The 12796-nt window shown below is 71.3% G+C and carries 12 protein-coding genes, 1 pseudogene and 1 riboswitch; of the genes and pseudogenes, 9 read left to right on the top strand and 4 right to left on the bottom strand.

The genetic code is table 11. The features are described from left to right. The first annotated feature begins 45 nt into the window (after positions 1-45). Positions 46-208, top strand: a riboswitch (SAM riboswitch). Positions 209-224: 16 nt separating this feature from the next. The 4 genes from thrC to groL all read left to right on the top strand — a co-directional run bounded on the left by thrC (position 225) and on the right by groL (position 4606). Further along, a complete protein-coding gene (thrC, locus tag SCATT_RS11435) occupies positions 225-1505 on the top strand; it encodes a threonine synthase (protein ID WP_014143194.1) in 1281 nt (426 codons plus the stop codon). Continuing rightward, positions 1502-1780 (top strand): MoaD/ThiS family protein, encoded by a 279-nt coding sequence (locus SCATT_RS11430; RefSeq protein ID WP_014143193.1) that lies wholly within the window; start codon positions 1502-1504, stop codon positions 1778-1780. The genes thrC and SCATT_RS11430 overlap by 4 nt, the downstream gene beginning before the upstream one ends. Before the next feature lie 657 nt (positions 1781-2437). Then, positions 2438-2641, top strand: a complete 204-nt coding sequence (locus SCATT_RS11425; RefSeq protein WP_010035953.1) for a cold-shock protein — start codon at positions 2438-2440, stop codon at positions 2639-2641. A 330-nt stretch (positions 2642-2971) separates the two neighbouring features. Continuing rightward, positions 2972-4606, top strand: coding sequence for a chaperonin GroEL (gene groL / locus SCATT_RS11420; protein ID WP_014143191.1), 1635 nt, complete (start codon positions 2972-2974; stop codon positions 4604-4606). Between the two features lie 85 nt (positions 4607-4691). Here groL and murQ read toward each other — a convergent pair whose 3' ends face one another. Continuing rightward, complete coding sequence (murQ, locus tag SCATT_RS11415; protein ID WP_014143190.1) at positions 4692-5657, bottom strand: N-acetylmuramic acid 6-phosphate etherase; 966 nt, start codon at positions 5655-5657, stop codon at positions 4692-4694. Positions 5658-5692: 35 nt separating this feature from the next. Then, on the bottom strand, positions 5693-6613 hold the full coding sequence (locus tag SCATT_RS11410; protein ID WP_014627881.1) for a MurR/RpiR family transcriptional regulator: 921 nt from the start codon (positions 6611-6613) through the stop codon (positions 5693-5695). 59 nt (positions 6614-6672) lie between these two features. Here SCATT_RS11410 and SCATT_RS11405 point away from each other — a divergent pair, with 59 nt between their 5' ends. From SCATT_RS11405 to SCATT_RS11395, 5 genes and pseudogenes are all read left to right on the top strand, one after another. Beyond that, complete coding sequence (locus SCATT_RS11405) at positions 6673-7005, top strand: hypothetical protein (protein ID WP_014143188.1); 333 nt, start codon at positions 6673-6675, stop codon at positions 7003-7005. A 612-nt stretch (positions 7006-7617) separates the two neighbouring features. Next, entirely contained in the window at positions 7618-7773 is a 156-nt protein-coding gene (locus SCATT_RS38545; RefSeq protein ID WP_014627880.1) for a hypothetical protein, read from the top strand. 408 nt (positions 7774-8181) lie between these two features. Continuing rightward, positions 8182-8319: pseudogene (locus SCATT_RS40730) on the top strand (helix-turn-helix domain-containing protein); the annotation flags it as partial. A gap of 9 nt (positions 8320-8328) precedes the next feature. Further along, the gene (locus SCATT_RS11400) at positions 8329-9405 is read left to right on the top strand and encodes a DNA-binding protein (RefSeq protein WP_237694905.1); all 1077 of its coding nucleotides are present in this window, start codon (positions 8329-8331) and stop codon (positions 9403-9405) included. A gap of 18 nt (positions 9406-9423) precedes the next feature. Continuing rightward, the gene (locus SCATT_RS11395) at positions 9424-9897 is read left to right on the top strand and encodes a hypothetical protein (protein ID WP_014143185.1); all 474 of its coding nucleotides are present in this window, start codon (positions 9424-9426) and stop codon (positions 9895-9897) included. Positions 9898-10244: 347 nt separating this feature from the next. On the opposite strand, the gene SCATT_RS35655 is transcribed toward SCATT_RS11395, so the two are convergent. Together SCATT_RS35655 and SCATT_RS11385 are read right to left on the bottom strand one after the other, a co-directional pair. Continuing rightward, complete coding sequence (locus SCATT_RS35655) at positions 10245-11420, bottom strand: alpha/beta hydrolase family protein (RefSeq protein ID WP_014143184.1); 1176 nt, start codon at positions 11418-11420, stop codon at positions 10245-10247. Between the two features lie 647 nt (positions 11421-12067). Continuing rightward, positions 12068-12733 carry an HD domain-containing protein gene (locus tag SCATT_RS11385; protein ID WP_014143183.1) on the bottom strand — a complete coding sequence of 222 codons (666 nt, stop codon included), beginning with the start codon at positions 12731-12733 and terminating at the stop codon, positions 12068-12070. Between the last annotated feature and the right edge of the window lie 63 nt (positions 12734-12796).

Genomic DNA, 12796 nt, shown 5'->3' with positions numbered 1-12796 from the left:
CGCACTGGTCCACGGCGGTTCGCCGTCCGGCCCGGCGCCATACAGAGCTCATCCAGAGGGACTGAGGGAACGGCCCGTTGACGTCCCGGCAACCCTCCCGCCGCTCTCGCCCGTCCGCCGCCTCCGCGGCGCGTACGACCAGCGAGGCCACGGTGGGGACGGTGCCAATTCCGGCCTGCGGCGAGAAGCGCCGTGGGGAAGATGAGGAGAGAGGGCCTCGCCACATGGCTGTTGAAACCGTCGCACCCGCCACCCGCTCGACCGACTTCGGCAACGCCGTAGCCTTGTCCTGCCGCGAGTGCGGCGAGCGCGTCCCGCTCGGACCGGTCTTCGCCTGCGCGGTCTGTTTCGGACCGCTGGAAGTGGCGTACGAGTTCCCCGCCGACCCCGAGGGGCTGCGGGCGCGCATCGAGGCCGGACCGCACAGCATCTGGCGCTACGCCCCGCTGCTGCCCGTCCCGGCCGACGTGGCCACCAAACCCAACCTGGACCCCGGCTTCACCAAGCTGGTCAAGGCCGACCGGCTCGCCCGCGAACTCGGCGTCACCGGCGGCCTGCACATCAAGGACGACTCCGGCAACCCCACCCACTCGTTCAAGGACCGGGTGGTCGCCATCGCCGTCGAGGCCGCCCGCAACTTCGGCCTCACCACGCTCTCCTGCTCCTCCACCGGCAACCTGGCCGGCGCCGTCGGGGCCGCCGCGGTGCGCGCGGGCTTCAAGTCCTGCGTCTTCATCCCGCACGACCTGGAGTCCGGCAAGGTCGTCATGGCCGCGGTCTACGGCGGCGACCTGGTCGGCATCGAGGGCACCTACGACGACGTCAACCGCTTCTGCAGCGAGCTGATCGGCGACCCGATCGGCGAGGGCTGGGGCTTCACCAACGTCAACCTGCGCCCCTACTACGGCGAGGGCTCCAAGACGCTGGCGTACGAGATCTGCGAGCAGCTCGGCTGGCGGCTGCCGGACAACATCGTCATCCCCATCGCCTCCGGCTCCCAGCTCACCAAGATCGACAAGGGGCTCCAGGAGCTGATCAAGCTGGGCCTGGTCGAGGAGAAGCCCTACCGGATCTACGGCGCCCAGGCCGCCGGGTGCAACCCGGTGGCCGCCGCCTTCAAGGCCGGCCACGACGTGGTGCGGCCGGTCAAGCCGGACACCATCGCCAAGTCGCTGGCCATCGGCAACCCGGCGGACGGCCCCTACGTGCTCGACATCGCCCGGCGCACCGGCGGCGCGGTCGAGGAGGTCGACGACGAGCAGGTGGTCGACGCCATCAAGCTGCTCGCCCGCACCGAGGGCATCTTCGCCGAGACCGCCGGCGGCGTGACCATCGGCGTGCTCAAGAAGCTGATCGAGACCGGTCAGCTCGACCCGGCCGCCGAGACCGTCGCCATCAACACCGGCGACGGACTGAAGACCCTGGACGCGGTGGCCCCCACCACCGGTCCCACCGCGATCATCCGCCCCACCCTTGACTCGTTCCGAGAGGCTGGCCTCGCATGAGTGTGAATGTCCGCATCCCGACCATTCTCCGTACCTACACCGGCGGGCAGGCCGAGGTGACGGCCGAGGGCGGCACGCTCTCCGAGGTGATCGCCTCCCTGGAGCGCAACCACCCGGGGATCGCCGCCCGGGTCCTGGACGACGAGGGCAAGCTGCGCCGCTTCGTCAACGTCTACGTCAACGACGACGACGTCCGGTTCGCCGAGGGGCTGGCCACCGCCACCCCGGACGGCGCCGGCGTGTCGATCATCCCGGCGGTGGCCGGCGGCTGCTGACCACCCCGCTCTCCCCGGTTCCCGGCCGTGCACCGGCCACGGATCGGGGCCGGACGGCGAATAATTCCGGCCACTTGCGAATGCCCCGTTTGCCATTGCGGCAGGCGGGGCATGCGCATGCTCCCGGGCGCGGTAGAGTAACCGTCGAAGCGGTGGTAGATCGTTCAAGTGCATCGCTCCGGGGTGTCCAAACCCTGTTTCCGGTCATTCCCGGTGTTCCGCCGCGGAGGGCCGGGCGCCAGCGCAGTCAGCACCGCCGCACCACAAGAGCTACGCCTCCGAGTACGCCCGCAGTTGCTGGGCCGGATCGTGTCGCACGCCCTCCGTGGGGTACCGGCCGCCGGTCCGTGAAGAACACGACAAGTTGTGCTCGAAATCTGGGCGCCAATTGTCGTGTTGGTCGGCTATGCCCGGTCCGAGTTGCCCTGAATTCTTTATGTATTCCCGTAAAAGGGCGATCGGCTGTGTGCAGAATTCTCGTCCAATTGACCTGTTGCGCAGGGCGTCCGTGCAGATACATTCAGCCGCGGTCGACGCGTTCCGGCGCACGCCTCCTGGGTTTCCCCTGCCGCACGGCGGGCGGTTCCCGGGGGTGAGGTCTGACCCGGGTCCGCGAAGTGCGGTCCTGTGCAAGGGCCAGTAATAGGGGAGTTAGGGATGGCTCAGGGCACCGTCAAGTGGTTCAACGCGGAGAAGGGGTACGGCTTCATCGCGGTCGACGGTGGTGCGGACGTCTTCGTGCACTACAGCGCGATCCAGATGGACGGCTACCGCACCCTCGAGGAAGGCCAGCGGGTCGAGTTCGAGATCTCGCAGGGCCAGAAGGGGCCGCAGGCCGACATGGTCCGCGTCTCCGCCTAAGCGGCTGAGCCTCACGGCACCGGCCAGGCCGCGGCGGCACCGGCGGACCACCACACCGACGTAGCGAGGCGAAGGGTCCGCGCCCCACACCGGGGCGCGGACCCTTCGCCGTTCGCTTGCACTCGACTGGTCGGAGTGCTAATCATTGGCGTTAGCACTCTGACGTTGAGAGTGACAGAAGGACCGGGTCGGTGAGGTCCGTACGGCCGTCGGGAAGGAACCGGCGGACGGGCGGATCGTCCGTCGCGGGCGCCAGCGCGGTCCGGAGCAATCCGCCCCCGGGCACCACGGTGCACGGGGTACCCCCGACGTCCGGGAGGACCACTTCACATGGCCAAGATCATCGCGTTCGACGAGGAGGCGCGGCGCGGCCTTGAGCGCGGTATGAACCAGCTCGCCGACGCCGTAAAGGTGACCCTCGGCCCCAAGGGCCGCAACGTCGTCCTTGAGAAGAAGTGGGGCGCCCCCACGATCACCAACGATGGTGTCTCCATCGCCAAGGAGATCGAGCTCGAAGACCCCTACGAGAAGATCGGCGCCGAGCTGGTCAAGGAGGTCGCGAAGAAGACGGACGACGTCGCCGGTGACGGCACGACGACCGCGACCGTCCTGGCCCAGGCGCTGGTCCGCGAGGGTCTGCGCAACGTCGCCGCCGGCGCCAACCCGATGGCCCTCAAGCGTGGCATCGAGAAGGCCGTCGAGGCCGTCTCCGCCCAGCTGCTGGAGCAGGCCAAGGACGTGGAGACCAAGGAGCAGATCGCCTCCACCGCCTCCATCTCCGCCGCCGACACCCAGATCGGCGAGCTGATCGCCGAGGCCATGGACAAGGTCGGCAAGGAAGGCGTCATCACCGTCGAGGAGTCCAACACCTTCGGCCTGGAGCTCGAGCTCACCGAGGGTATGCGCTTCGACAAGGGCTACATCTCGGCGTACTTCGCCACCGACATGGAGCGGATGGAGGCCGTCCTCGAGGACCCCTACATCCTGATCGTCAACTCCAAGGTCTCCGCGGTGAAGGACCTCCTCCCGCTGCTGGAGAAGGTCATGCAGTCGGGCAAGCCGCTGCTGATCATCGCTGAGGACGTCGAGGGCGAGGCCCTGTCCACCCTGGTGGTCAACAAGATCCGCGGCACCTTCAAGTCCGTCGCCGTCAAGGCCCCGGGGTTCGGCGACCGCCGCAAGGCCATGCTCGGCGACATCGCCATCCTCACCGGTGGCACGGTCATCTCCGAGGAGGTCGGCCTCAAGCTGGAGAACGCCGGCCTGGACCTGCTCGGCCGCGCCCGCAAGGTCGTCATCACCAAGGACGAGACCACCATCGTCGACGGTGCCGGTGACAGCGACCAGGTCGCCGGCCGGGTCAACCAGATCCGCGCCGAGATCGAGCAGTCGGACTCCGACTACGACCGCGAGAAGCTCCAGGAGCGCCTCGCCAAGCTGGCCGGCGGCGTGGCCGTCATCAAGGCCGGTGCCGCCACCGAGGTGGAGCTCAAGGAGCGCAAGCACCGCATCGAGGACGCGGTGCGCAACGCCAAGGCCGCCGTCGAGGAGGGCATCGTCGCCGGTGGTGGCGTGGCCCTGCTCCAGGCGTCCAGCGTCTTCGAGAAGCTGGAGCTGGAGCTGGCCGGCGACGAGGCCACCGGTGCCGCGATCGTGAAGACCGCGCTGGAGGCCCCGCTCAAGCAGATCGCCGTCAACGCCGGCCTCGAGGGCGGCGTCGTCGCGGAGAAGGTGCGCAACCTGCCCACCGGCCACGGCCTCAACGCCGCCACCGGTGAGTACGTCGACCTGGTCGGCGAGGGCATCATCGACCCGGCCAAGGTGACCCGCTCGGCGCTGCAGAACGCCGCGTCCATCGCGGGCCTGTTCCTGACCACCGAGGCCGTCGTGGCCGACAAGCCGGAGAAGGCCGCCGCCGGTGCGGACGCCGCTGCCGCCGGCATGGGCGGTGGCATGGACTTCTGATCCGTCCCGGATCGAAGCCCTTCCGGTTCTGCCCGGACCGGTACCGAGGGCGGCACCCCGCAGGGGGTGCCGCCCTCGGGCGTTCTCACGCCCCGGGGTGCCGGCCGGGGGTGTCCTCGGCCGGGGCGGCCAGGAGCGCGTCCCGCAGCCGTCCGCCGGAGGCGGCCAGCAGGTGCCGGGCCTCCTGCGCCTGGACGCCGCCGAGGAGGACCAGGATGGCGTCCTTCACCTCGCCGCCGGTGGCCGTCAGCGCCGCCTCGATCTCCTCGTCCGGCGCGCCGGTGGCCAGCGCGACGATCCGCCGGGAGCGGGCGCGCAGCTTGTCGTTGGAGGCGCGCACGTCCACCATCAGGTTCCCGTAGGTCTTGCCCAGCCGGATCATGGTGATGGTCGAGACCATGTTGAGCACCAGTTTCTGCGCGGTGCCCGCCTTCAGCCGGGTGGAGCCGGTCAGCAGCTCGGGGCCGGTCACCACCTCGATGGCGTGCCGTGCGGCGGCGGCCAGCGGGGAGCCGGTGTTGCAGACCACCGCGACCGTCAACGCGCCGCGCCGCCCGGCGTGTTCGACCGCGCCGACCGCGTACGGGGTGCGGCCGGAGGCCGAGACGCCGACCACGCAGTCGGCCTCCCCGACCCCGATCGCGTCCAGGTCCTCGGCGGCCAGCCGCGCGCTGTCCTCGGCGCCCTCGACCGCCTCCGTCATGGCCCCCGGGCCGCCCGCGATCACCCCGACGACCTGCCCGGGGCAGGTGTTGAACGTCGGCGGGCACTCGCTGGCGTCCAGCACCCCGAGCCGTCCGGCGGTGCCCGCCCCCGCGTACACCAGCCGCCCGCCGGCCGCCATCCGCTCCGCGATGCCGTCGATCGCCTCGGCGATCCGCGGCAGTTGACCGGCGACCGCCGCCGGAACGGTGGCGTCCTCGGCGTTCATCAACCGCGCGAGCTCGACGGTGGGCAGCCGGTCGATCTCGGCCAGCTCGGGCCGGAACGCCTCCGTGGTGAGGCTCTCCAGCTGGCGGCGCAGCTGCTGGTAACGGGTGTCGGTGGGCATGCGGCCAGGCTTCCTCGGCGGTGGTGGTGGCGGGGTCAGGGGCGGGCGCCGCGCGCGGTGTGCCGGTGCGCGAGCGCCTCGTACGACGCGGAGAGCGCGGGCGCGGCCCGCTCGTAGGTACGCTGCGCGATCCCGATGAACAGGCAGTCCACCACGAGCAGTTGACTCGTCCGGCTGGCCATCGCGGCCGGCCGCAGCTCGCTCTCCCGGGATCTGGACGTGGTCAGCACGTGGTCGGCGTACCGCGCCACGGCGCCGTCCGGACGGCCGGTGATCGCCACCGTGGTGGCGCCGTGGTCGAAGGCGACGCGCAGCGGTTCTATGACGTCGACGGTGTTCCCGGAGTGGGTGATCGCCAGGGCGACGTCGCCCTGGCGCAGTTGCACGGCGTTGGTGACCGCCAGATGCGGATCGTTGTGGGCGTGCGCGATCACCCCGATCCGCAGCAGCTTCTGCGCCAGGTCCTGGCCGACCAGGGCGGAGGCGCCTATCCCGTAGACGTCCACCCGGCGGGCCGCGGCGAGCGCGGCGACCGCCGCCTCCAGCTGGCCGACGTCGAGCCCGGCCGCGGTGTCGGCCAGCGTCTCCTGCTCGTCCCGGGCGAGCTTGGCGACCACGTCGGCCAGCGGGTCGTCCACCGCGATGTCCGCCGTCACCGCGGGCGGCGCCCCGGCCGCCTGCCGTGCGGCGAACGCGGCCAGGGCGAGCCGCAGATCCCGGTAGCCGGGGTAGCCGAGGATCCGCGCGGTGCGCACCACGGTCGCCTCGCTGGTGCCGGTGCGCTGCGCCAGCGCGGTCACCGTCAGCTGCGCGCACCCCGCCGGATCCCGCGCCACCGCCTCGGCGACCCGCTGCATGGAACGGGTCATGGTGGGGGCGAGGTTACGGACCTTGGCCGCCAGCGGGCGGCCGTCGGTCCCGGAAGCCCCGGAAGTTACCTTCGCGTTCCGCGTCACAACTGAAAAGTAGTTTCACCGCTACGGAGCGTCAAGGGCGCGCGCGGCAGAATGGGACCATGGACCTCGAACCCGCCCTGCACGCCGCCCGGGCCCACGTCCTCGCCGACCTGGCCGCCCACGGCATCGCCGACGCCGCCGCCGTCTCCCTGGTCGAGGACGCCGTCGCCCACCGGCGCTGGTGGGCCGAGCAGTGGCCGCAGGGCGTCGCCTTCGTCTGCGGGCTGGTGGCGCAGGACGTCCAGGAAGCGCTGCTCGAACAGCACGGCACCCGGTGGCCGTGCTGTTCCTCGTGCCACGAACTCCTCTCCGTGGAGCCGGAGTTGGGGGAGGATCCGCGTTGGGTCTGCGAGAACCACGGCGTGGCGGCGGCGGTGGGTGCGCTCCACTGACGGTTCGCTCGCGCTGGCGGTCAGCCATTACCTCCTCGGGGTGCGCCCGATTCCGCTTCGCCGTGGCTGGCGTCACGGACTTTTTCCCGCCCGCCCACCCGTGGCTGTACTCGTACAGTGCGGGATGCGCTCTGTCTGCCTGGGGTCCGGGGGCCCTCCGGGGTGTCTCCTCGCTCCCCGTTTCGTTGTCGGCTTTCCGCCGGTGCGTTGGGTCGCTGCGGGGACACCCCTGCGCGCCCCCGTTCTGTTGCGTTCCGCGCTGCGGGACGGGGGTGGGTGAGAGGGGAGATCGGGGTGATCGGTGTTCAAACGGTGTTGTGGTCGGGGGGGCAGCTCCTGCACTGTGAAGTCGCGGAGGGCCGTGATCAGTTGACCGGCTCGGATCCAGTGGATGCGGGGGTCGGTGAATGCCACGCCTGCCACATCGACGAAGGCAGGGTCGGGAAAGCCGGGGCGGTAGAGCGCGCCCCGCACGCCAACGGGTTCGCAGGAGCGGACGCGGAGTGTCACGTGCCTTTGTCGCAGGTGAGGGCAGGCGCGTACCGATCGTGGAGCGCAGGGCGCGCATACCGGAGGATGCGTCGTGGTGAGCCCGAAGCGATCGTGGGCCGAGTGGGCCGCCAGGTCTTCGCCGAGCAGCCAGAGCACGCCGTCCTGGTTGCGGTCGGAGGGCTCGGCACACACCTGGCACAGCAATTCCTCCATGGCGCGCCGCTGCCGCAAGGCATGTACCGCGCCAAGTCGCGGCTTCCCCTTGCCCGGCAGTGAGGGAACGCGCGTCCACAACACTCCGGATGTGTCGCGGTCGTACGGCCGCTCGTCCGCGTAGGCGAGGCGCCTGCCCTTGGCGATGACGCGGGTGGGCGGGGGTTGCTCCGCGCTCCATCGGGTGATGTACGGCACGATGCCTGGTTGCGGAAGCGTCCCGGTCGGCGATTGCCGTTGCCGGGAAGTCATCGGTTCGGTGGCGGCGGTGTTCATCGCCGGTACGGCCTCCCTCACTCGTGGCAGTGCTCTTCGCGAGGACTGAAGCGGGATGCGGGTGACCTGGGCCACACTTGATGCGAGTGATGGGTGTTCGTATGCGCGCGGCGCATAGGGGTGCGAGTCGCCGTGGACGTTGACCTACCGTCCGGAGAGCGGGACGAATGAACTGGTCGAAGCGAGCGATCCTCGATGCGTCGGGTGCGGGGGGATTACGGGCGGGTGATCCGGTTGGCTCGTGTTGAGCGGCGGATCAGTCAAGCGCAGTTGGGCGGGGCCTGCGGGCTCACGCAGTCGGCTGTTTCGAGACTCGAATCGCGGGGGCGAGGCCCGTACACCATGGAGATCCTGGCGAGAGCCGCCGCTTACCTGGGCATTCCACCCGGCTTGGTCGGCCTCGCCGACACGGCAGCGGGGAAGGACGGAAGCGATCCGGTGGAACGTCGAGGACTTCTGGCAGGGGCCGCAGCAGTGGTGGTGGCGCCGGCTCTTGCCGTACTGCCCGCAGCGGCGGATGCGGACGACGACCGCGGGGCCATGCTCCGGGCGACGACGACGGCGCTTCGCCGGTTGGACGGGACGATGCCGTCCCGTCAGTTGTCGGATGTCGTACTGGCACATCTCCGGCTGGTTCAGGCCGCCGCGAGGGAGGCGGAGGGAGGGGAACGGCGGGTTCGCTTGGCCGCGGCGGGCAGTGAGGCGGCGGGACTGGCGGGCTGGCTCAGTTGGGACATGGCTGATCACGGCTCGGCGCGCACCTGGTACGGCGCGGCGATCAAAGCGGCCCGGCGGTCCGGTGATCCGCTGCTCGCCGCCTACCAGATCGGCAGTCTGGCTCAGATGGAAGCGGACACCGGCAACGCTGCCCAGGCGTTGCGCCTGATCCGTTCGGCACGACAGCAACTCGGCGCGAACGCCCCCGTGGTGGCGGACGCGTGGCTGAGCGCGGTGGAGGCCCAGGCGTATGCGACCGCCGGGGACGAGCGGCTGTGCGACCGGGCCCTGACGCGTAGCCGCGCGGCGGCGAGACGTATGCCAGGGCAGGATGCGCCGCCATGGCCGTGGGTGTTCGCCTTCGACGAGCGGAAGGTGGACATCTGCCGGATCTCCTGCGGGGCCCGGCTCAGGCTCGCGTCGTGGGTCTTCGGCGCGCGCGACGACGGTGCGGCCGTGATGCCGACCGCTCACGCCAAGCAACGTGCCCTGGCCCAACTCGACGTGGCGACAGGGCATTTCGTGGCCGGGCACGTGGAAGCGGCCTACACGCTCGCCACGCAGGCCGTCGAGACGGGACTGCGGTACCGCTCCGGGCGCGTGGTGGAGCGGGCGCGTGGCTTCCGCCGCGCGTACTCGTCCGCTACGCCGCCCAGGATCGTCCGGGAGTTCGACGACCGACTGCACGACGTGTACATGTGAGAGCGAGGACGGTACGGCATGCGGGTCGGGATCACCGGGCATCGGGGGCTGCCGGAGGGGGTGGCGAAGGCGGTCGTGGTGGCCATCGGAGACGTCGTCCGGGGGTATCCCGCTGCGGACTTGGTGGGGGTCTCCTGTATCGCCGACGGGCCGGACGCGTGGTTCGCGCAGGCGGTGCTGGAACGCGGCGGGCGCGTCGAGGTGGTGGTACCCGCGCGTGAGTACCGGGAGTCGCTTCCGGGCTGGCATCACGCGACGTACGACGCGTTGTTGCGGGCTGCGTCGCGGGTGCATGAAACGGGGCTCGTCGCATCCGATCCCGTCGCGCACATGCGGGGCAGCGAGATGCTCGTGGGCCTGGTGGACGAACTCGTGGCCGTGTGGGACGGCCTCCCGGCCCGGGGGTACGGAGGGACGGCCGACGTGGTGGCCCATGCGGGACGGGTGGGCGTTCCGGTGAGGGTGGTGTGGCCCGAGGGCGCGACCCGATAGGTTCGCTCGCGCTGGCGTCGGACTCCTCGGGGTACGCCCGTTCCCCCGCACAGGGCGTTCCCCCTCGGCCCCGGCCTCCTCGGGGTGCCCCCGGTCCCCCGTCTCGTCGTGGCTGGCGTCACAGACTGTTTCCCCCCGCCCACCCGTGGCTGTGTTCGTACAGTGCGGGGTGCGCTCTGTCTGCCTGGGTTTCCGGGGGCCCTCCGGGGTGTCTCCTCGCTCCGCGTATCCGCCACGGTTGCGCTCCGGCTGCTGGGTCGCTGCGGGGACACCCCTGCGCGCCCCCGTCCGGTTTCGTTCCGCGCTGCGGCACGGGGGTGGGTGAGGAGATCGGGGTGAGCGGGGTTTCAGGGGTGGACCGGGTGTATTGCGGGGTGGAGGGCTGTGAGGTCTCCGGGGAAGTGGGCGGGGTGGTGGCGTAGGTAGGTGTCGAAGAAGCGCAGGAGGAGGGCGGTGGTGAGGGCGTGGCGGGGGGAGAGGGGGCCGGTCAGGTGGGCCAGGCGGGAGAGGGTGGGGTCTTTGAGGAGGGATTGGTCGCTGAAGTTGAAGTGGCCGGTGCCTTGGATGGTGAGCCGGAAGCGGTGGTTGGCGGGGGTGCGGTAGACGGAACGGATGTCGGCCAGTGCGGCGCGGTTGGCGGGGGTGGTGGGGTCGCCGTGGTCGGCGGCGGTGAGGAAGAGGAAGGGTTGGCGGAGGCCGTCGTGGAGGACGGTGCCGTGGAGTGTGCCGTCGAGGTCGATGCCCGCGCGGCAGCGGGTGTCGTCGTGGCAGAACTGGGCCGCGGTCGCTCCGCCGAAGGAGCGCCCGAGGATGCCTACCGCGTTGGGGTCGAGGCGGTGGGTGAAGGGCCCGGGCGGATCGGCGTTGTCGAGCCGGGTGAGTTGGTCGAGGACGAAGGAGGTGTCGGCGGACCACAGGGCGATGAGTTTGGGGTTGCCGACGGTCGTCCTGGTCACCACCTGGCCGTTCGGGAGGACGACCACGGTGGTGCTGTACGGCGCGTCCATCCCCACCACGACGTAGCCGTGGCTGGCCAGGTCCTCGGCGAGGGTGGTGTAGTCGGTGGCCAGGGCGCCGATGCCGGATCGCAGGAGGACGACGGGGTAGGGGGAACGGCCGGGCGCGACCGGCGCGTTCTGTGTGCTGTGGGCGTGGACCAGTGACAGGTCGCGGGTGAACAGGGTGCGCATCACCGGGCCCTGGTACCGGGTGAGGGCGGTCCGCCAGGGTGGGGGCAGGTAGTCGGCCGGGCGGGAGGCCCCGGCGGGCGCGGCCGGGTACCAGATCCAGACCGGGAGTTCACGCGGTCGGCCGTCGGGGGCGAGGGGGTCGGTGCGGGAGTGGTCCACCCAGTCGTACGTGGTGCGTCCGACCGGGTACGGCCCGGTGGGCGCGGGCAGGGTGAGCGCCGTGCGGTGCTCGTCGTAGAGCAGGCCGATCGAGGTGGCCACCGCCAGGGCGGCCAAGGCGGCGAGTAACGCGACCGACTTGAGGATCCGCCGTGCCCGGCGGCGTCGGCTCATCGGTCGCGCCGGGCGAGCAGGATGATGGTGAGGGTGAGCAGCGCGATGAGCCCGAGGTAGCTCGCGATCTCCGCCGGTGTGCCCTGGAAGCCGGAGTCGATGCCGTTGTAGCCGATCCAGCATCGGCAGGAACCGCAGCCCGGCCTCGGCGGCGCGCACCACCCGGCCTGCGGTCATGACCGGCCGTCCGCGAGCCGGGTCCGGTAACCGGTCGCCTTGGGTGGTGCCACCTGCTCGGCGGCCAGCTCCGCCGCCTGGGCCGCAACAACGCCCCAACCCCCGTTCCGCGCTGCGCCCCGCACTCGGCAACGAAAAGATCGGGGCCACCCCAACCCCCACATCCCCTCCCCCCGCGAAGAGAGGCACCCGCGAACGGACAGAAGGGGGTGTGCCGGGGGTGTCCCCGCAGCGACCCAGTAGCCGGAGCCAAGCTGTGGCGGATACCTGGAGCGAGGAGTCACCCCCGGCGCGCCCCCGACCCCGTACCGGCAATAGGCGAACCCACCCGGTGCCGAACCAAACCAAAAACCCACCAACCACCCACCGGGCAGGGGCCGCCGGAGGCCACCCCGGCACCCTGAAACGGGCGAACCGGACACCACGTAATGGCTGGCCGCCGGCGCGAGCGAACCCGCGCGGGCGGGGCGTCACGGTGACAACAGGGCAAGCTCCGTCCCCACGTTGTGCCGCGCCGCACGCTCCCAGTGCACGGCACCGTACGGAGTACGGAACACCCGTGGCCGCGACAGGAGTTGACGCAGCACCTCGGCCCGCGCGGCGCGGAACTCCTCGTCCGGGACGAAGGCGTACTCGTCCCGGACGGAAGAGGCGTAGGCGGCGTAGCGCTCGGGGGAGCCGGCGAGGTCGGCGAGGTCGGCGTCGGTGAGGAGTTCACCGTTGCGGTCGCCGGGCGCGGGGTCGTGGTCGGCGGTGAGCCGGACGAGCCGGGCGACCTCCGCGGTGAGCGGACCCGCCAGGCCCGCCTCGCGCAGCGCCCGTTCGGCCAGCGCCGCGCTGCGTTCCTCGTTCTCGGAGCGTTCCGGCCGGTACACCGCGTCGTGGAACCAGCCGGCCAGCAGCACCGCGTCCGGGTCGGTGGCGTGCGCGGCCAGTTCCTCGGCGTGGTCGAGGACGGTCCGCAGGTGGTCGGTGGTGTGGTGGCGCCGGTGCGGTTCGGACCAGCGGGCGATCAGGTTCTCCCCGTACGGCACCGGATCCGCGGTGGCGCCGGCCCGGCGCAGGAGGACGCACCACCGGTCGAGCAGACCGGACGGGGACGAGGACGGGGACGGCGAGGGAGGCAGGCTCGGCATGGCGGCCATTGTGACCAAAACGGGGGAGGGCGTGGCGGGAGCCGGGCGCGGTATGGCAGGGTA

Origin of the sequence: Streptantibioticus cattleyicolor NRRL 8057 = DSM 46488 (genome assembly GCF_000240165.1) — a bacterium.
Lineage (GTDB): Bacteria > Actinomycetota > Actinomycetes > Streptomycetales > Streptomycetaceae > Streptantibioticus > Streptantibioticus cattleyicolor.
This window is presented reverse-complemented; position numbering and strand designations above follow the sequence as displayed.